Here is a 21,635-nt window from a genome sequence, read left to right as displayed (position 1 = left end):
TTTATCATATAGTTTATAGAAATAATAAATTAGTAGAATAAAAAATTAATAATTTTTATTTTTTTATCACCATTTAACATTAAAGAAAAATTATATAATAAAAAAAAATAATACAGGAGTGTTTTATCATAATGTTTAAATCATGTTTAGTTGTAGGTGCAGGAAATGCTGGACGTCCAGTTGCAAGATTATTAAATTACAGGGGTGTTGATGTAACAATATCTGATGCTAAAAAATTTGATGAATTTACAACAAGAAGACAAGGAAGACTTAAACTACTAGAAGATGAGGGAGTTAAACTACAACTAGGAGTAAAACAGCCTTGTATTGATGAATTTGATGCTGTATTTCTAGCACCAACAATACCAGAAACAGCACCAATATATCAACAAGTACTAGATCAGAAAAAGGAAATTGTTACAAGAAAAACAATAAGTGATATTGTAAATGAAGAACTTCCAATGCCTAAAATTGGAATAACAGGATCATTTGGTAAAACAACAACAACAGATATGCTAACACATATCTTTAAAGCTGCAGGATACAACCTTTATCAGTGTTCATCAATGAAATGGAATCTTGTAAGTGAAGCAGTAGTAGATGATATAATACGTGGAGAACCAAAAGGTGCTGATGTTGCAATAGTTGAACTTCCACATGGAACATTAGGACTTCTTGGAGAATTAGATCTTGACATTGGAGTAATTACAAATCTACGTCCAGAACATTTATGTGAATTTGGTGGATCATTCCAGAAATATGTGGATAGAAAAGCATGTATGCTTGATGCTTCAAAAACTCTTGTTGCAAACTCCCAGTGTGGAGATATTATGACATATAAACGTGATGATACAATCTACTTTAATTTCCAGGATAATGAAGAACTTGATCTTGAAAAATATGCTCCATTATATGAAGGATTAGTTGATGATGATGGAAAATATCATATAAAACTATCAGAAAATGGTAGTGATGATATAATAGATATTGATACAATAGCACATTATACATATGAAAATTTAACAGCAGCAATTGCAACTGCTATGACATATGGTGTAAGTCTTGATGATATTAAAAAGGGTATTGCAAACTTCACAGGTGTTGGAGGACGTATGGAATATATTGGAAAATATAATGGTGTAGATGCATACTATGATGCATCATATGGAGATCAAAGTGTACGTCAAGCACTTGAAGCAATAAAAGATGAAAATCTAATAATATTATATGATAATGTTGATTCAACAACAGTACGTGATAAAAAGGAAAGTGGACGTGTAATTGGAGATTATGCAAATATTGTAATAGCATCAGGATATGTTGAGGTAACAAATACACTTAACATGGATGCAGCATTAGAACTTCTTGGCGCAATAGAAAATGATGATGTACTTAAAATTGCTGTATGTACACTTGATGAGGCAGCAGAACTTGCAATGAAATATGCAAAACCTGGTGATATAATTGTACACCTTGGTCCTGATGCATCAAATTCATATGAACTTGCAAAAGAAAGAATGATAAAAGGTTTAGAAATAGGAAGTAAAAGATATGCAGATTGATGATATTGACAAAGATGCAACATTTGGTGTTATAGGTGTATGTGGAATAAATGGTAACTTGATAAGTCGTGTTCTCATGGATCATGGCTTTAAAGTACAGGCAAATGACATGGTAAATGAAGAGGATTGTCGTTTTAAAGGAGCACTTGCTGATTATCCTGACATGAAAGTTTACTATGGAAAAATACCACAGACATTTTTCACAGAAAGTGACTATATGGTACTTCCAATGGCACTTATTGAGTCTAAATCAATGATATATCAGAAAGTAAAAAAACATAATATTCCAGTTTTAACACCAAATGATATATTTGAAATGTTTGAGCCAAAACATCCTGTAATATGTATAACAGGTACAAATGGAAAGTCAACAACAACAAATCTACTAAAACATATTGCATATGCAGCAGATATGAAGCCATGTGAGCATAATCTTAAAGATATGCAGGGAAATACAAATGATATTCCAGCACTACAATCAAGACTTGCAGGAGATTTAAATATTCTTGAAACAGGAACATTTGGAGTTAAAGATAGTCTTTATAATCTTGCAAAACCATGTGATCCTGATGTTGGAATAATAACAAATATTACACCCGATCATATAGCAGAAGATTCAACATTTCTCGACTATGCAATGGTAAAAGGAGAGCTTATAAGACTTCTTGATGATAAAACACTTATTGTAAATAGTGATGATCCAACAATAAAATCATTAATTAATAAACTCAACTATCAGGGAAATCTAATAACATTTGGAGTAGATTATGAAACTTCATCTAAATCAACCAAGCAATGCTTCTGTGGATGTGATGTTGAAGTTGATGAATTTATATCAGGTAGTGGAAGATATGAATGTAGTTGTGGTATTAAATATGAAAAACCAGACTATGTAGCATGTGATATAAATGATGAACATAATAAGTTTACACTTCTTACACCTAGTGGTGAAAAACTAGAATTTAGTCTATCAATTAGTGGACTTCATAACATCTACAATGCAACAGGTGCAATAATTGCAGCAATTGAAGTGCTTGATCTTAACTATGAGGTAATTGCTGATGCTGTTGCATCCTTTGGTGGTGTTGCTGGACGTATGCAAAAACTTGGAGTTGTTGATGGTAAAGATATTATGATTGACTATGCACATAATCCTGCTGGTATTTCAACAGTACTATCAGAGGTTAAAAATAGTTATGGTTGTGTAGTTAATGTAATTACAACAGAATCTGAATCTGGTATGGAAGGAGATCATGAAATACTTGAAAATGCACTAGAATATGCTGATTTCATAGTTCCTGCATCATATAATTCATATCTTTGTGCAAAAGAAGCACTTAAAAATGGAATTGGTGAGGGTAAAATCATACTTCCTGATGAAATGTCAAACTTCCAAAAAGAAGGTACAACAGGAGCATCACAACACCAGGTAATTGTTGGATTTATGCGTGCATTAGACATTGACTGTGATCTTATAATATGTACAGGTGAAGCAGCATTTAAGTATGAGGATGTAATATCTGATAAAATAAACTCCATTAATAATAACTAGATTTTTCTAGTTTCTTTTCTATTTTTTTGATATAATTAAATACTATTAATATTAAAAATATAACTAGATATATTGTATAAAAAAGTTGTAAATATATACATTACAACATTTTTTTTCTAAGATTAATTTTTTTCTATTTTATTTTTTGTATATTCCAAAAAAGAGTGAGAAAAAATATATAATCTTTTATAATTAGAGGTGAAATTTTTGTATATAAAAGTTAGAAGAGATACACTTGTTATCTTAATTTTAGCATTTATCTTAATTTTATCTGGAAGACTTATGACATATGTTGCTTTTGCTTCATCTGAAAGTACAGGAGATGATGTTCCTATTGCAGGAATTATGGTAAAAGGTAACGATATTATTCCAACAAGTACAATTAAGGCAAATGTGGAAGCTGCAGGTTTCAGATCAAACAGTACTATTAATGGTAATACTCTTATAACATCACAAAGGCAGCTGCTTTTATCTGATGCCCAACAAAACGCGGCAGAGATGGTTAAAAAATCAACTATACCAGGTACTTCTATAGCACCTATTAATGCTGTGGATGTTCAAGTTGATACAAAAACAGGAAATGTTGTAGTTACAGTTGTTGAGGACTTCTCAGTATTACAAAAAAATATGTCAAGTATACCTAAAAATTCAACAAATTCAACAAATTCTACAAAAGCAGGAGTATAAATTAATAAGGGAGAAATAACAATGAGAAAATCTAATATAACAAAGATAGCATTATTCTTACTAGTTGTTATTGCTTTTTCAACTACTGCATCAGCAACAATGAACGTGGCAGTTATAACAGATCCAACAGGTAAGGATCCTAATGGTTGTGCTGCTGGAAGTCAGTCATTTGCACCTAACATGTTCCAGTCAACTTTTATATTTTCACAAGAACATAAAATGGCTCTACTATCAGGGGGTGAAGGTACCTCTGATGTTCGTGTAACAGCAATTATTAATGCTTTAACACAGCTACAAAAAGGTGGAAGTCCACAGGAAGTTGTTAGTGTAGCTTCATCATATTCAGGTATTCGTCTAATGGCTGTAAATCCTACACAGGGTATTGCTGTAGGTGGGGATTTTGATGTATATGTAGTTACTGTAGATAATAACAGTACAGTTTCTGTAAAAGCTGCAAGTGGTGGAATAGCATCAGTACCAGCAGGTACAAAAGGAGCTATTATACACCTTCGTAACTCTGAAGGAAACCCTCAAGCAGGTACTGCACAAACTGTAAGATTACAAACAGCTATGAACATTGGAAAAATGATAAGAGATGGATATCCTGCAACTGAAATCGTTGCACAAGCATTTGGAGAAGTTGCAAGAGACTCTGGTGAAAAACACGGTGGTGGTGCAATAAACCTAATATCAGGTGTTACAACAGGTGACATGTTTACACCACAACAACTTAACACTTATGGATACAATATGAGTGATCCATATGCAAAAGTAAGTGAAAATGGTTGGAGTGTAGGTTATCCTGAAGCTGAAAACTATGAAGTATCACCAATTGATGGATCACCATTAAAAACAGTCTATGCATATGAAACACTAGGAAATGCAATAACAGTATCTAATGATAATCCAACTGTATCATCATATGGTTGTGATAAAAAAGGTATTGGTGAGGCAACAAGTAGTGTTGTTACATCATCAGTTAAAAAGAATGGATATGACCCTGTAAAAATTGCAAAATCAATTAACAGTGCTATTAATTCTGGTACAATTGTTGGTGTTGAATACGTTGATGCATCAGATATAAATGTAAAAGAAAATATTAAAGCTGTTGGTGTATATTATACAGCAGCATCAAATGGTAGAAGTGCACCAGTATGGAAATTACCTATAAGTTCATCTATATTTGATTTACTTGGTAATGTTCAAACTGTAATTGGTGTTTTATTAATACTTCTTGCAGTATTTAGAAGCACTTTAATAAAATCATACTTTAAAAGACGATAAATAAAATTATCTTTTTATCATCTTTTTTTTTTATTAACTTTTTTTTAATGAAATTTTATAATAAAAATTTTTTTTAATTAAAATATATTCAAAAAAAATTAGGAGCAATTTTTTTTAATTTTAAGGAGCTAAAGATTAATTATGGCATTTATACTAGTTCGAGCAGCAAATAAGAAAAAAGCATTAAATAGTCTTGCAGATATTGAAAGACATGCAAAACTTACAATAGTTGGAAAACCTAAGTCTATTAATACTAAAAAAGCACATGAAGTTACAAAAGCAATACTTAAAAAAGAGCCAAGAGGCGATATAAAACAGGCTGTTGTTGTAAAAGTTAAAGAATCAACAACACAAAGTATCATGAATCTCAGAAAGATACATCCTCCAGCACATCTAATTGTTATTAGTGAGGAATATCCTGAATATAGTGATATTAAAAAAGAGTATAATAAATCTAGAATATTTGATGGTTATTATTCATCTAAAAGAAAATCATCAAAATCTGATGATGAATCTAAAGATGAAGATAAAAATTAAAATAGGAAATAAAGTAATTTTTACTTCCTATATAATCCTTTTTTTAAAACTTATTTTCTTGTAATTTTAGCAATGTCACCAATTGTTGCTTCTCTGAATTTAAATGCATCTTTCATTTGTTGTTCTGCATCTTCTACTTTTTCAATAATTTTTATGTTAAGTATTTTTTCAAGTTTTTTAGCAAGCTTTGTTTCTGGTACCATCTTGGATGATTCAATGTGTGCAATTACTGATTCTCTTTCATAGAGTTTTTCTCCAAGCTGTTTTTGTGTGAGATGTTTTTTCTCTCTTGCTTGTCTTACAATTTTTGCATAGTCATCTACAAGTTCATATTCTGGTTTTGATGGTCTTGAGTATGATCTTTTCTGTTGTGATCTTCTGTTGTTTGATCCTTTTTTGTTGTTTCTGTTTCTAGGATTTTGTGGTGCTTGTTGTACTTTACCATAACTTGAACATTCTTTACATGTTATCATTAATGAGTTGTCAATTTTTGTTTTATAAGGTTGTCCTTTAATTTCTGTTCCACATATTTCACAGTTCATTTTTATTCACTTAATAAAATTTTTCTAATTAAATTGTATTTTTTAGTTTTAATGTTTTATAATTATATTTTTATCTCTATTTATGTTTTAATATATCGTATTTATTAAGATATAACGAAGTATAAAACAAATAATTTATATAATAAAAAAAGTTAAAACTTTATATGTAGTAATAGAATGAAATTGAATAAAAATATAAAATAAAGATAAATTAAAAAAATTAAGTTTTTTTTATATAATTATTATAAATAAAGGAGGTATAAAAAATGGATGAAAATGAATTTAACACAGATAAAACAATAGAAAATCTCATTAATGAAGAACCAAAAGAACCTAGCATTCTAGATGAAGATTTTCTCATAGATGAGATGCCACAACAAGACAGTGAATTATCAGATATGCAGAAGAAATTCGATGTAATGGAAAGAAATCTAACCTGGGAAATCAGAAAACTAGAAAAAGACAAAGTATTACTAGAAAATGAAAACCTAAGATTAGATCGTGAAGTAAAATCTCTAAAAAATGAAATTAGTAGATATAGAGCACCTCCACTTGTAATTGCAACAGTTACAGAAATACTTGGTAATAATGAAGCCGTAGTAAAAAGCTCAACAGGACCATCATTCCTTATAAGATACTCAGATAAGGATGCAAAGAAAATGGAAATTGATGCAAGAGTAGCATTAAATCAACAAACCTTTGCAATTGTTGATGTAATATCATCAGAAAAAGATCCAAATGTAGCTGGAATGGAAGTTGATGAAAAACCTGACATTAGCTATGATAGTATTGGTGGATTATCAGAACAAGTAAAAGAAACAATTGAAACTGTAGAATTACCACTTAAAAACCCTGAAATATTCAAAGATGTTGGTATTACCCCACCTAAAGGAGTACTGTTCTATGGACCTCCAGGAACTGGTAAAACACTTCTTGCAAAAGCAGTTGCAAAAGAAACAAATGCAACATTTATTAAAATTGTAGCATCAGAATTTGTTAAAAAATACATAGGTGAAGGATCACGTCTTGTACGTGAAGTATTCCAACTTGCAAAAGAAAAAGCACCTTCAATCATATTTATTGATGAAATTGATGCTATTGCAGGTAAAAGATTACAAAGCTCCACAAGTGGAGATCGTGAAGTTCAAAGAACATTAATGCAACTTCTTGCTGAAATGGATGGATTTGAATCACGAGGAAACATTGGAATTATTGCAGCAACAAACAGACCTGACATACTTGACCCTGCACTTCTAAGACCAGGAAGATTTGATCGTATCATAGAAGTTCCTGTACCTGATGATGAAGGTAAAGTTGAAATTCTTAAAATACACACAAAAAATATGTCACTTGAAGCAAATGTTAACTTAAAAGAAATTGCACTTAAAGCAAAAGGTGCATCTGGTGCAGATCTTAAAGCTATCTGTACAGAAGCTGGTATGTTTGCAATTCGTGAAGAAAGAAGTAAAATTTCAGTTGACGACTTCAATGAAGCTGTAGAAAAAATTATGAATAAAACATCAAAACAACAAGAAAAACAAGAAACAGTAATGTTTGTATAGGAGTATTTACATAAATACTTCTATAATTTAATATCTTCTAGTCAATGATTGGAATATGAGATTAAAAGATTAAAAGTTTATATTGAAAAATATTAGTAGTCTATGATGAACCCTATGAGCTCTGATATGATGATGAATGATGGGCGATCTGAGACTAACTTTTCATATAAATTTTCATGAAAAAAAAGATAACCACCAAATAAGACATGATAAAACTAATTTTTTATAAAGGATATTTACAAAATTTATTTTTTCAAAATTTAAATATAAAAAAAGGAAGTGTGGAGATTAAGATGGTAATTTGATCTATTCTATAACTTCTGCAAGTTCTTCAATTGAACGTACAATAGGATAATTTTCTATTCCATCAATTTTTGGTCTTTTAATTAGTATTACTGGAATTTGTAGTTCTATAGCAGCATTAATTTTTTCTTCTGCTCCTCCACTTTCTCCACTTTCTTTTGTAAGCATTGCTTTAATGTTATATTCTTTCATTAATGCTTTGTTAAACTCTTTTGTATATGTTCCCTGCATTGCTACAATATTTTCTGCTGGAACTCCTGTTTTTTGTGTATTTGATATGCTGAAATTATTTGGAAGTACACGTACAACTACCTGGTTTGGATCTATTACTTCTGTTATTTTTGGTAGTGTTGTTACTCCTGCAAGATGCATTAGTTTTCCATCTTCTATTATTTCTTTAGCTTTTATTGCACCTTCATTGAATGTATCAGCATTATATATTAGATCTGATTGAGGAAGTACTGTTGATGCTCTTTCATATCTTATATAATTAATTCCTGCTTTTGATGCACTTTCTATTGCTGTTTCTGTTGCAACTGCTGCAAATGGGTGTGTTGCATCAATTAGTGTGTCGATGTTATTTTCTTTAATTACATCAATGAAATCTTCACATCTTAATGCTTTTGATATAACTTCAGTTGCCCCTGCATTTTTTGCAATTTCAGCACCATAGTCTGTAACTGTTGTTGCAAGAATGAAATTATTTGAATCTTGACTTAAATAGTTAATAACTTTTGTTGAATCAGATGTACCAGACATTACAATATATCTCATTTTATCATATTTCTCCTAAAATTTATTTTTATTTGAATATACTATCTTCTTTAATATTTCATTTATTTTTAATATGTTAATAAAATTATTTATCAAAAATACCTTAGAAATAAAATTAAATTTATAAAAAATAAAAAATATCAAAAAAAGGGGGAAAATGAGGGGTAGGTATTGAAAATTTAATTTAATTTCTTTTCAAATATCTGAATTATATGTTCAACAACTACAATTGTAAGTGAAACAATTATAATTAATATCCATGAACTTAGATCTATTGCTGTTGTTTTAAATATTGGCTGAAGTAATGGAATATAAATTACACACAACTGTAACAGAAATGCACAGATAACTGATATTATAAGTGTAGTATTTTTCTTTTTAGATTTTGATCTACAATTAAATACATTAAATAACTGATACATCACAAAGCATGTAAATGCAACACTTACAGCTTGAGTGTGTCCAACATTAAGACTTAATTCATACATATATAACAGTAGTGTACCTACTGACATCATAATACCAATAACTGAAATATGTATGATATTTTCTTTTGTAAGAATATTTTCACGTCTTGGTGGATTGTTCATAATATTATAATCTGCACCTTCAACTCCAAGTGATTGTGCTGGTGGTCCATCCATTATAATATTAATCCATAACAGTTGTATTGCATTAAATGGAAGTGGTAGTGCAAGAAGTGATGATATTAGAATTGTAAATATTGCTGCAATATTTGTTGATAGCTGATATTTGATAAATCTTTTAATATTTGAATATATTACACGACCTTCTTTAATTGCATAGACTATTGTTGAGAAGTTATCATCTTCAAGTATCATATCTGATGAATTCTTTGCAACATCTGTTCCTGATCCCATTGCAACACCAATATCTGCACTTGTTAGTGCTGGTGCATCGTTTATTCCATCACCTGTCATTGACACTACTTCATTTTTCATCTTCAATGCCTTGATGATACGTACCTTTTGTTCTGGAAATACACGTGCAAATACATTAATATCATCTATTTTTTCACATAATTCATTATCTGATAATTTAGAAAGTTCAGATCCTGTTAGTGTATTTTCTGGATTTTTAATTCCTACATTTTGTGCTATCTTTGATGCTGTATTTCTATGATCTCCTGTTATCATTTTAACAGTAATTCCTGCATCATGACAAGTAGCAATTGAATCACATACACTGCTTCGTGGTGGATCCATCATTCCAATTATACCACAAAATACTAGTTCATCTTCAAGTTCTTCATTTGAATAGTTCTCATAGTTATCAACACATCGATATGCAAGCATAAGTACTCTTAGTGCATCTTGTGTGTAGTTTGTTACTTGTTTATTTATTGTTTCAAGTTGTTGTGTGTCAAGTTTTTCTATTTTTCCATTATTATCTGTATATTTACACATTGGTAGTATAATTTCAGGTGCACCTTTAATTAGAACATATTGTTTATTATCAATAATATTTACTGTTGTCATTCTTTTTCGTATACTACTTAGTGGAATTTCATGAACTCTTTCATAGTCTTTGTTGTTAATTTCTGTGTTTTTCTGTGCAAATTCAAGTGCTGATATGTCTGTTGGATCACCAATTTTAGTATTATCTTCAACTTTTGCATTATTACAAAGATAACATATCATATATGCCATTTTTTCATTTGATATGTATGAATCTGTTACTGTTAATTTATTTTCTGTTAATGTTCCTGTTTTATCTGTACATACAACACTACATGATCCAAGAGTTTCAACAGCAAGAAGCTTTCGTATAATAACATTATTTCGTGCCATCTTCTGCATACCAAGAGCAAGAGTAAGTGTAAGTATTGCAGGAAGACCCTCAGGAATTGCAGCAACAGCAAGTGATACTGCAATCATAAATGTATCATTAAGTGGTGTATTATGTAGAAGTTCAACAGCTACAATTACAACACATATTATAATTGAAAGAAGACCAAGTGTTTTGCTGAGATTTGCAATTTTTATTTCAAGTGGAGTTTTGCTACCTTCATCTTCTTGAATAAGTGTTGCAATCTTACCAATTTCTGTATCCATACCAGTTGCAACAACAACACCAACTCCACGACCTGTTGTTATATATGTATCCATGAAAACAATGTTTGAATGCTTATTTTCTAAGTCTTGCTCTGTATATTTCTTTATTGGGAGTGATTCACCACTAAGTGCTGATTCATCAACTTTAAGATCATACTCTTCAATTAATCGTATATCAGCAGCACAACAATCACCTTCTTCAACTACTAAAATATCACCTACTGTGACATCTTCTGCATCTATCTGTTGTTTTTTATTATCACGCATGACAACTGCATGATTTTTACTTATTGATTTTAGTTTTTCAATTGCATCTTCTGCTTTTTTTTCTTGTGAATATCCAAGATATGCATTTATTATTACAACTAGTATTATTACAGCTGCATCTATTATATTGTTAATTAATGCTGATATTACTGCGGCAATTATGAGAAGTATTGTTAATGGTTCACTAAATTGCATTAATATTTTCTTTATTGTAGAATCCTTACTTTCTTCTTTAAGAATGTTTTTTCCATACTTTTGTATGTTTTCATCTACCTGTTTTTTATTCAGTCCACTACTTTTTGTATTAAGCTCTTTAAATATATCATCAATTGATTTTTCTTCCCAGTTTGTCAATATCATCACCTTTTTATGGTGTGTGGTGATATATCACCTTTTATAGTGATAGAAGGATAATCGCTTGTAATTTACAAGCTTTAATCTTGCCTTATATTTATAGTTAATTTCTTCTGTAAATAATGGCTTTATTATTACATCTGTTTCATATTTATCTGCTAGATTCATTATATCTGGTTGTAACTCTTCAGGTGGTCTTATTGAATAGATTAAATCTGCATCTTGATATATCACATCTGTTGGATTTGTTATATCATCACATATTACATGTTCATTTGCAGGATATAAATCAACAAGTTTCACATCTGTATCTGGCATCTTTTCTTTAAGTAGGCATCCTACATCAAGTATTTTACCCACTCCTACTTCTATGATTTTACTACTTTTTTTATAATTTTCAACTATATAGTCTGAGAAATCTTTCCATGCTTTTATCATATTTTATCATCTAGAAGATTTTATTTTTTGATTTGAATAAAAAAATTTTTTTTTTATTAAAAATATATTTGAATGTTCCTAATAAATATAATTAAGTAAGATGTTTAAATTTATAAAAATAGTGGAGTTGATTTGCTGATGATAATTCGTGATTTTAAGCCAGCAGATATTAATGATATAATAAGAATTGAATATGAAAGTTTCAGACATCCTTATCCTATTGATATAATATTACAGTTATATGAAGCAGGTGCAGGTTTTCTTGTAGCTGAGGATTCATCAAATATTTTAGGTTATATTATTTTCTGGCTTAAGGATAATATTGGACATATTATTGTTATAGCAGTTGACTCAAGATATAGAGGTATGTCAATAGGCTCACTTTTACTTCAAAATGCACTTCAAATTTTTAAACTTAATGGAATAAAAGACATAAAACTTGAAGTAAAAAAGACAAATATAGGTGCAATACATTTCTACCAGGAAAATAACTTCAAACATATAGGGGAAGAAGAAAATTATTATGAAGATGGAGAAACTGCAGTCATCATGCTATATACACATGAAGATTTATAATTTTTTCATTAAATAAAAATTTTCCATAAAAATAGTAATTTTTCTTTTAATTAATTTTTTTAAAATATAACATAAAAATAGAACCCTAAAATGAAAATAAATACCAATATTTTTTAAATAAAAATCCACTTTTTTACCGTTACTTTTTTTTAGTATTAAAAACAATATATAAATATTAGGAATGAATATTAAATTTTTTTCTAGTAAAAAAAGACATAAATAGTTATAGAAAAGTTTATTTTTAATTGTTATACTATAAATAATTTTTATTAATAAAATAATTTTTCATACTATTTTAAAGTTAAGTAAAAAATAATTACTTAAAAAATTTTTAAATATAAATAAAATAATTCCTATATCCTAGTAAATATTGATAAAATATTTAATAGAAATTATTAATGTATTTAAAATAACAATCTCTTTTTAGCTATAAAGAAAATAATTAATATTGATTTTAAAGTTGTAGTAGAAAAAATTACTACATTATATAAAATAAATGTACATATAATAATATTTTTTTCTTATTATTATAATCATAAATCGGGGTTTTAAATTTGGTAAAAACTGCAAAATTAGCATTAGAAGATGGTACAATACTTGAAGGTGAAGGATTCGGTGCAGAATGTGTGAAAACTGGAGAGCTTGTATTTTCCACAGCAATGGTAGGATATGTAGAAGCACTTACAGATCCATCATTCAAAGGACAAATACTTATGTCAACATACCCTCTTGAGGGAAACTATGGAGTATCAAAAGAATGGTACCAATCCGATGACATAAAAACAGAAGCATACGTTGTAAGACAACTCTGTACACAACCATATCACCCAAAATCTGAGAAAAGTTTATCTGAATTTTTAGAAGAAAATGGTGTACCTGGAATAAGTAATATAGATACACGAGCATTAACACTTAAAATAAGAGAACGCGGTTCAATGAAAGCTGCTGTTGCAAATGTGGATATTTCTGATGAAGAACTTCTTGAAATTACAAGAAATCAAACACCAATTGAAGAACAATCACTTGTTGAAAAAATCACAATAGCAGAACCTAAAACACTTGCACAAAAAGAAACAAACATTGCAGTAATAGATTGTGGTGTAAAGAAAAACATCATAGACAACCTTCTACAACGTGATGTAGGTGTAACAATATATCCAGCATCAGTAGATGCACAGGAAATTATAGATTCAGGAGCAGATGGAGTTCTCATATCAAGTGGACCTGGAAATCCAGAAAATGTTGAAAAAATACAAGATACAATAAAAACATTAGCTCAGAATATGCCAGTAGCTGGAATCTGTCTTGGTCAACAGATCATTGCACTTACATATGGTGCAGATATATATAAAATGAAATTTGGACACAGAGGATTAAATCAACCAGTACAAGATCTTAAAACTAAAAAAGTTTACATGACATCACAAAACCACAGCTTTGCAATAGATAAAAATTCAATAGAAAACACAGATCTTGAAATAACACAAATTAACCTAAATGATAACACACCAGAAGCAATAAAACACACAAAACTTCCAGTATCTGGAATACAATATCACCCAGAAGCAGGACCTGGACCACACGATTCAAGTGAATTCTTTGATGAATTCCTAGAAGTTGTTAAAAATTATTAAGGGAAATGCAATTAATTTAAAAAAGAATTTTTTTATTAGTAGGAGTTAAATAGATATGCCAAAGAATGAAGATATTAAAAAAGTATTAATTATTGGTTCAGGACCGATTCAGATAGGTCAAGCTGCAGAATTTGATTATTCAGGATCACAAGCATGTAAATCATTAAGAGAAGAAAATATTGAAACAGTACTTGTAAATAGTAATCCTGCAACAATTCAGACAGATATAGAATCAGCAGATAAAGTATATGTAGAACCATTAACAGCAGAAATGGTAGCAAAAATCATAGAAAAAGAAAAAGTAGATGCTATCCTTCCAACAATGGGTGGACAAACAGGATTAAATATTGCAATAGATCTTGATAAAATGGGAGTACTTGACGATATAAAAGTTTTAGGATCTCCAATTGAAACAATTAATAATGTAGAAGATCGTGACTTATTTGCAGAATTTATGGATAAATTAAATGAACCTATACCAAAATGTCATGCAGTAAATTCATTAGATGAAGCATATAAAGCTGTAGATGACATTGGTTATCCTGTAATTGTAAGACCAGCATTCACACTTGGTGGAACAGGTGGAGGAATTGCAAACAATAAAAAAGAACTTGAAGAAATTGTAACTCATGGTCTTGAAATGAGTTTCATCAACCAAGTATTAATTGATGAATCAGTTCTTGGATGGGAAGAATTTGAATACGAAGTAATGCGTGATAAAAATGATTCATGTATCATTGTATGTAACATGGAAAACATCGATGCTATGGGAATTCACACAGGTGAAAGTGTAGTAGTTGCACCAACACAAACATTTTCAAATGATGATAATCAAAGACTTCGTGATGCATCAATAAAAATCATAAGAGCTCTTGGAATTGAAGGAGGATGTAACATACAATTTGCTGTACATCCTGAAACTCGTGAATACAAAGTAATTGAAGTAAATCCACGTGTAAGTAGAAGTAGTGCACTTGCATCAAAAGCTACAGGATATTCAATTGCTAAAGTATCATCAAAAATAGCTCTTGGAATGACACTTGATGAAATTAAAAACGACATTACAAAAGAAACACCTGCATCATTTGAACCTGCAGTTGACTATGTAATTGTAAAAATCCCAAGATGGCCATTTGACAAGTTTAAAGGTAACACTGGAGAACTTGGTGTACAGATGCAATCAACAGGAGAAGTAATGGCAATAGGAAGAACAATTGAAGAAGCACTTCAAAAAGCTATTCGTTCACTTGATATTGACCAGTTTGCATTTGAATACTCAGATTATACTGATTATGATCTTGAACATGCAACAGATCAAAGATTCTTCCAGATATACTCAGCACTTAAAGATGGACGTGACATTGATGAGTTATCTGAAATTACAAAAATCAGTCCATTTTTCTTAAATAAAATTAAAAACATCATTGATATGGAAGATGTTATTCGTGAAAAATCAACAGCAATCTTTGATGATGAAAAACTATTTAGAAAAATTAAACAGTATGGATTTGCTGATAAAACAATAGCATCAATACTTGATATTGATGAAGATGAAGTAACAGCTGCTCGTGAAAAACTTGATCTTCACGCAGAATATAAAATGGTAGATACATGTGCTGCTGAATTTGAAGCAAAAACACCATACTACTATGGAACATACGATTCAAAATCAACACCAGAAAAATCAGATAAGAAGAAAGTTGTTGTTCTTGGAGCAGGACCTATAAGAATTGGTCAAGGTATTGAGTTTGATTACTGTTGTGTACATGCAGCATTAGCACTTAAAGATGATGATATTGAAACAATACTTATAAACAATAACCCCGAAACAGTAAGTACTGATTATGATATTTCAGATAAACTATACTTTGAACCATTAACAAAAGAAGATGTACTTGAAGTTTTACGTAAAGAAGATCCTGATGGAGTAATTGTACAATTTGGTGGACAAACATCAATTAACCTTGCAGAAGCAATTGATAAAGCAGGATATAAAATACTTGGTACACCATTTGAAAGTATTGATATGGTAGAAGATCGTGAAAGATTTACAGAAGTATTAAATGAACTTGAAATTCCACAGGCAGAATATGGTATTACAAATTCACTTGATGATGCAAGAGAAGCAGCACATAGAATTGGATTCCCTGTACTTGTAAGACCATCATATGTTCTTGGTGGACGTGCAATGGAAATTGTATACGATGATGATGAACTTGAAAGCTACATGAAAGAAGCTGTAAAAGTATCAAAAGAACATCCTATACTTGTTGATAAATTCCTTGAAGATTCAATAGAACTTGATGTGGATGCTTTATCTGATGGTGAAGAAGTATTTGTATGTGGTATTATGGAACACATTGAAGAGGCTGGTATTCACTCTGGAGATTCAGCATGTGTAATTCCACCACAAAGTGTACCTGAAGATATTATAAAACAGGTAGAAGAATACACAACAAAACTTGCACTTAAAATTGGTGTAAAAGGTTTAATTAACATACAATATGCAATTAAAATGGATCCAGAACCAAAACTTTACATTATTGAAGCAAACCCAAGAGCAAGTCGTACAGTACCATTTGTAAGTAAATCAATAGGAATACCTATTGCTAAAATTGCAGCAAAACTTATGAATGGAGCTAAACTTAAAGACTTTGATCTTGTAAGTTATGCTGATATTGATCATGTATCAGTTAAAGAATCTGTATTCCCATTCCTTAAAATCCCAGATGCAGACTCAGTACTAGGACCTGAGATGAAATCTACTGGAGAAAGTATGGGTATTGATAAAAACTTTGGACTTGCATATTATAAAGCTCAACTTGCAGCAAATATGAACTTACCTACAGAAGGTAAAATATTCCTAAGTGTACGTGATAGTGATAAACCTGAAATTGCAGCTATTGCTCGTAAAGCTAAAGATTTAGGATTTGATCTTATTGCTACACGTGGAACTGCAAAAGCAGCAGAAGATGTTGATGTTGAAGTAATTAGAAAAGTAAGTCAAGGATCACCAAATATTCGTGATGCTATGATTAATGGTGAAGTTGCATTTGTAATTAACACACCATCTGGTAAACAGTCAGCTGATGATGGATACATTATACGTAGACTTGCAATAGAACTTGGTATTCCATATGTAACAACTATTGCTGGTGCAAATGCTGTACTTAAAGCTATTGAAGAGGCAGCATCTGGTGAAATTAATGTTAAATCATTAAATGAATACAGTGTATTATAAGCTTAATACACTTTCACTTTTCTTTTTTTTAACCATCTTTTATTTTTTTTAGAAAATTTATTTTTTGAGTATTTATTTTATTATTTTATAGAGAATCTTTTATTGAATCTTTTTTATAGATTAAAAACTTATAGGTGAATATTATGATAACAATTAAAAATGGTTTGGTACTTGTAGGCTTTAACTTAGAAGCTAAAAAAACAAATGTTATAATAAATGATGAAGGAACTATAATTAAACTATCACCTCATGATGAAGCAGGTGAAATAATTGATGCTACAGGCTGTATTGTGATGCCTGCATTTATAAATGCACATACTCACATTGGAGATGCTATAGCAAAAGATGTAGGAGATGGACTTTCATTAGATGAACTTGTAGCACCACCAAATGGACTTAAACATCAACTACTAAACAGTGCAACAGATGCACAACTTGTAGATGCAATGCATGAAGCTGCAAAAGAAATGATGTATAATGGAATATCAACATTTATAGACTTCAGAGAAGGAGGACTTCATGGAATAAAACTCCTAAAAGAGGCAATATATGATCTTCCAATAAATGCATGTATTCTTGGTCGTAGTGATAAATTCTATGATCCAGAAGTATCAGCTGATGAAATTGCAATGGAAACACGTGAACTTCTACGAAACTGTGATGGAATAGGACTTAGTGGAATTGCAGATATGGACTATGAAAGAATACTTCAAATTGCAGATATTTGTAATCAAGAAGATAAACTTATAATGATTCATGCAGCAGAATATTATGACCTGCAAGAAAAAGCTGTACAACTTACAAATCAAACAGAAGTAGAACTTTCACTTAAAGCAGGAATAAGTAATCTTGTACATGTAACATCACCAATACTTACAGATCTTGATCTTCTCTCAGCTTCAGCTGCAACAGTTGTATCATGTCCAAGATCAAATGGAATGCTCTCATCTGGTATGCCACCAATTGCAGCATATAATGAGGAAGGTATTGATGTTGCACTTGGAAGTGATAATGTAATGTTTAACTCCCCTGACATGTTTCGTGAAATGGAATATGCACTTAAATCATCAAGAGGAGCATATAAAAATAAGATAACAGCACATGACATACTTAAAATGGCAACAATTAATGGATTTAAAATTCTTGGAAAAGATATTAGTATCATGGAGGGTAATGTTTCAGATATTCTTATTATACGCCAGAAATCTGATGATCCATACTTATCTGTTGTAAATCGTTCATCACCTGAGGATATTATGAATTTCATAATGTCAAATCAGATGTAAAAAAAATCAGTATTCATAAAAAAAATTAGGGGAGAGGAGAGTTGATGTTTTAATTATAAATCAGAGTTAATATAATCTAATTCATCAACTTTCTTTTCATTTTCTTTCATTTCCTTTTTATTTTCTTTTTCTAGGTCATCAAGTGAAACTAGGTGTTTTTTAAGTTCTTCTCTGATGTTTTCTGGTATTGTTATGCTTTCTTGTTTTATAAAGTCAAAGTATACCATTATTGCTTTTCCATCTGCTCTTAGTGTTCCATTTTGCCATGCTTCATGATGAACTGTAAATGAGGAATTTCCTATTTTTGTTACATATGTTCTTATTTCAACGTCATATCCAAAGTATATCTGGTCGAAGTAGTTAAATTCTGTACGTACCATTATAAGATTCCATTTTTTATATGTTAATTCATAGTTTGGAACAAAGATTTCAAATATAGGATTACGTGCTGTTTCAAACCATATAGGTAGTACTGTGTTATTTATATGTCTTAATCCGTCTGTATCTCCAATACGTGGTGTAATTGTTGTTTTAAACATTCTATTTTTACCTCATTTTAATTTTTATTTTATGTATAGATATAAATTTATTTTTTATAATTTAAATAAGATTTATCTCTAAAGTTATAAAAAAGGGGGGGGGAAGTATTTGTTATATTTTTTTTTAAAGTCCGTTTGAGTTCTAGTTAAAGTAGGTATCATTTACATCTTCTTGTGTGCTTTCTGGTATAATTTGTGTTGTATTATTTTCTACTATTGTAAGATTTCTATTAAGAATTTCTTCAATAATATTGTTATGTGTATTATTTGTTGTGTTGGTGTTGTTTGTTGTTGTATTGTTTGTATTATTTGTTGTAGTGTTGTTTTGTGTTATGTTAGTTGTATTTGTTTTAGTTAAATTTGTATGTGTCATGTTGTTTGTTTCAACACTACTATGATTTGTTATGTTTGTTTTATTATTTTCATCAGTTAATGATATTGGTTGTATTATATTGCTGCTTTTTTCAACAATATTTGTCATACCACAAACACAGCCTAGAAGCATTGCATTTAGTGCTACTATTAGGACAATAAGGACTTTTCCTTTAAGTTTATCCTTCAATAAAACCACCTAAATGATTTACTTTATTATATTATTTTATTTTTATTCTATTCTACTGTTACAGATTTTGCCAAGTTTTTAGGCTTATCTGGGTCAATTCCTTTTTCTACACTTATATGATATGATAGTAGTTGTAAGTTTATGATGTAAAGTAGTGGTGCGATAATTTCATCAATTTCAGGGTCAAATAAAATCTTATCTTCAATTTCAGATATCATTTGATCATCTTTAGATCCAAGAATTATCATGTCAGCTCCACGTGCTCTGATCTCTTCAAGGTTATTGTATGTCTTCATATAACTTGGTCCTGGTGGAAGAATTCCAACAACAGGAATGTTTTTATCAATAAGAGCTAAAGGTCCATGTTTAAGTTCTCCAGCTGGATAACCTTCACCATGAATATATGTAATCTCTTTAAGTTTAAGAGCTCCTTCAAGTGCTGTAGGATAGTTAAATCCACGACCTATATAGAAGAAGTCTTTTGCATCTTTATATTTTTTTGCAATTGTATGTATTTTATCTTCATCTTTAAGAAGTTCTTCTGCATATTCTGGGATTTTTTCAAGTTTATCAAGAATTTCCTGATTTTCACCAAGATATGCAACAAGAAGATAGATACATATAAGTTGACTAATATATGTTTTTGTTGCAGCAACACTTATTTCAGGTCCTGCTCTTGTATATATTACATGATCTGCTTCACGTGTTATTGAACTTCCAACAACATTTACAATAGCAAGAGTTTCAGATTTCTGTTTTGCAATTTTAAGTGCTTTAATTGTATCTGCTGTTTCTCCTGATTGTGTTAGGAAAATTACTAGTGTATGATCATCTGTTGTTTTCTGGAAGTATTCAAATTCAGATGCAAGAATTACCTCAGTTGGTATTCCTATTTGAGATTCAATTAAGTATTCACCAACAAGTGATGCATGATATGATGTTCCACATGCAACAAAGCAGATTCTATTGAATTTCTTAAATTTCTTAACAATTTCATGTATAGATTCTGATTCAGATAATGTGTCTTTAATAACTTGTGGTTCTTCATAGATTTCTTTTATCATGAAATGATCATAACCACATTTTTCTGCCATTTCAGGATCCCATGTAATTGTTGTAACTTCTTTTTCTATCTTATTTAAATCATAATCTAGAACTTCAACATTATCATTTTCAACAACAATAAGTTCTTTATCTTCAAGATATATGATTTGATTTGTTTCATTAAGAATTGCAGGAACATCAGATGCAAGATAGTTACCATCTTCTGAAACTCCAATTATTAGTGGACTTTCATTTCTTGCTCCAACAATTCTATCTGGTTCACTTGTTGATATTGCAGCTATTGCATATGATCCTTCAAGTCTTTTTACTGTTTTTTGTACTGCACAAAGAAGATCACATCCATCTTTCATATATTTTTCAATTAGATGTGGTATTACTTCTGTATCTGTCATTGACTTAAATTCATGTCCTTCATCTATTAGTTCTTGACGTAATTGTTTATAGTTTTCAATTATTCCATTATGTACAACACTAATTTTATCTTCGCAGTCATTGTGTGGGTGTGCATTTTCCTCTGTTGGGTTTCCATGTGTTGCCCATCTTACATGAGCAATTCCAGTAGTTCCTTCTAGGTCTGTAAGATTAATTCTTGAATCTACTTCATTTATCTTTCCACTACCCTTTTTTATATTGATAGTGTCTGTAACTGTTGATATTCCTACTGAATCATAACCTCTGTATTCTAATTTCCTTATTGAATTAAGTAAGGTAGGGGCTGCTGTTTTATTTAATACACATCCGACTATTCCACACATTATCTAATCACCTGGGAATTTTATAGTAATAAATAATTAA

The 21,635-nt window shown here is 30.1% G+C and carries 17 protein-coding genes; 10 read left to right on the top strand and 7 right to left on the bottom strand.

From position 1 onward, the window contains the following. Positions 1-131 precede the first annotated feature (131 nt). From MRZ80_RS04425 to MRZ80_RS04405, 5 genes are all read left to right on the top strand, one after another. Complete coding sequence (locus MRZ80_RS04425; protein WP_292536555.1) at positions 132-1,562, top strand: Mur ligase family protein; 1,431 nt, start codon at positions 132-134, stop codon at positions 1,560-1,562. Continuing rightward, entirely contained in the window at positions 1,552-3,114 is a 1,563-nt protein-coding gene (locus MRZ80_RS04420; protein WP_292536553.1) for a Mur ligase family protein, read from the top strand. Before MRZ80_RS04425 ends, MRZ80_RS04420 begins: the two co-directional genes overlap by 11 nt. A 207-nt stretch (positions 3,115-3,321) precedes the next feature. After that, on the top strand, positions 3,322-3,801 hold the full coding sequence (locus tag MRZ80_RS04415) for a hypothetical protein (RefSeq protein WP_292536551.1): 480 nt from the start codon (positions 3,322-3,324) through the stop codon (positions 3,799-3,801). Positions 3,802-3,900: 99 nt separating this feature from the next. Next, entirely contained in the window at positions 3,901-5,085 is a 1,185-nt protein-coding gene (locus tag MRZ80_RS04410) for a hypothetical protein (RefSeq protein ID WP_292536941.1), read from the top strand. 141 nt (positions 5,086-5,226) lie between these two features. After that, complete coding sequence (locus MRZ80_RS04405) at positions 5,227-5,622, top strand: DUF356 domain-containing protein (RefSeq protein ID WP_292536549.1); 396 nt, start codon at positions 5,227-5,229, stop codon at positions 5,620-5,622. A 50-nt stretch (positions 5,623-5,672) separates the two neighbouring features. Here the strand turns inward: MRZ80_RS04405 and MRZ80_RS04400 are convergent, their stop codons facing one another. Continuing rightward, positions 5,673-6,164: a multiprotein bridging factor aMBF1 gene (locus tag MRZ80_RS04400; protein ID WP_292536546.1), complete on the bottom strand. Its 492-nt coding sequence runs from the start codon at positions 6,162-6,164 to the stop codon at positions 5,673-5,675. Between the two features lie 368 nt (positions 6,165-6,532). On the opposite strand from MRZ80_RS04400, the gene MRZ80_RS04395 reads away from it, so the two are divergent. Then, a complete protein-coding gene (locus tag MRZ80_RS04395) occupies positions 6,533-7,726 on the top strand; it encodes a proteasome-activating nucleotidase (protein ID WP_292536938.1) in 1,194 nt (397 codons plus the stop codon). A 306-nt stretch (positions 7,727-8,032) separates the two neighbouring features. On the opposite strand, the gene cobK is transcribed toward MRZ80_RS04395, so the two are convergent. The 3 genes from cobK to MRZ80_RS04380 all read right to left on the bottom strand — a co-directional run bounded on the left by cobK (position 8,033) and on the right by MRZ80_RS04380 (position 11,937). Beyond that, positions 8,033-8,803, bottom strand: a complete 771-nt coding sequence (gene cobK, locus MRZ80_RS04390) for a precorrin-6A reductase (RefSeq protein WP_292536544.1) — start codon at positions 8,801-8,803, stop codon at positions 8,033-8,035. 179 nt (positions 8,804-8,982) lie between these two features. Beyond that, positions 8,983-11,499 (bottom strand): cation-translocating P-type ATPase, encoded by a 2,517-nt coding sequence (locus MRZ80_RS04385; protein WP_292536541.1) that lies wholly within the window; start codon positions 11,497-11,499, stop codon positions 8,983-8,985. Between the two features lie 33 nt (positions 11,500-11,532). Further along, a complete protein-coding gene (locus MRZ80_RS04380; protein WP_292536538.1) occupies positions 11,533-11,937 on the bottom strand; it encodes a UPF0146 family protein in 405 nt (134 codons plus the stop codon). Positions 11,938-12,075: 138 nt separating this feature from the next. On the opposite strand from MRZ80_RS04380, the gene rimI reads away from it, so the two are divergent. The 4 genes from rimI (at position 12,076) to MRZ80_RS04360 (ending at position 18,674) form a co-directional block, all read left to right on the top strand. Continuing rightward, positions 12,076-12,513, top strand: a complete 438-nt coding sequence (gene rimI, locus MRZ80_RS04375) for a ribosomal protein S18-alanine N-acetyltransferase (protein WP_292536536.1) — start codon at positions 12,076-12,078, stop codon at positions 12,511-12,513. Positions 12,514-13,067: 554 nt separating this feature from the next. Next, a complete protein-coding gene (gene carA, locus MRZ80_RS04370; RefSeq protein ID WP_292536533.1) occupies positions 13,068-14,147 on the top strand; it encodes a glutamine-hydrolyzing carbamoyl-phosphate synthase small subunit in 1,080 nt (359 codons plus the stop codon). Positions 14,148-14,202: 55 nt separating this feature from the next. Beyond that, on the top strand, positions 14,203-17,388 hold the full coding sequence (gene carB, locus MRZ80_RS04365; RefSeq protein ID WP_292536529.1) for a carbamoyl-phosphate synthase large subunit: 3,186 nt from the start codon (positions 14,203-14,205) through the stop codon (positions 17,386-17,388). A gap of 143 nt (positions 17,389-17,531) precedes the next feature. Beyond that, positions 17,532-18,674 carry an amidohydrolase family protein gene (locus tag MRZ80_RS04360; RefSeq protein WP_292536527.1) on the top strand — a complete coding sequence of 381 codons (1,143 nt, stop codon included), beginning with the start codon at positions 17,532-17,534 and terminating at the stop codon, positions 18,672-18,674. A 53-nt stretch (positions 18,675-18,727) separates the two neighbouring features. On the opposite strand, the gene MRZ80_RS04355 is transcribed toward MRZ80_RS04360, so the two are convergent. The 3 genes from MRZ80_RS04355 to glmS all read right to left on the bottom strand — a co-directional run bounded on the left by MRZ80_RS04355 (position 18,728) and on the right by glmS (position 21,595). Beyond that, positions 18,728-19,213 carry a thioesterase family protein gene (locus MRZ80_RS04355; RefSeq protein WP_292536525.1) on the bottom strand — a complete coding sequence of 162 codons (486 nt, stop codon included), beginning with the start codon at positions 19,211-19,213 and terminating at the stop codon, positions 18,728-18,730. 142 nt (positions 19,214-19,355) lie between these two features. Next, on the bottom strand, positions 19,356-19,775 hold the full coding sequence (locus MRZ80_RS04350) for a hypothetical protein (protein WP_292536523.1): 420 nt from the start codon (positions 19,773-19,775) through the stop codon (positions 19,356-19,358). 47 nt (positions 19,776-19,822) lie between these two features. Beyond that, entirely contained in the window at positions 19,823-21,595 is a 1,773-nt protein-coding gene (glmS, locus tag MRZ80_RS04345) for a glutamine--fructose-6-phosphate transaminase (isomerizing) (RefSeq protein WP_292536521.1), read from the bottom strand. Positions 21,596-21,635 lie beyond the last annotated feature (40 nt).

The organism is Methanosphaera sp. (assembly GCF_022768985.1).
GTDB lineage: Archaea > Methanobacteriota > Methanobacteria > Methanobacteriales > Methanobacteriaceae > Methanosphaera.
This window is presented reverse-complemented; position numbering and strand designations above follow the sequence as displayed.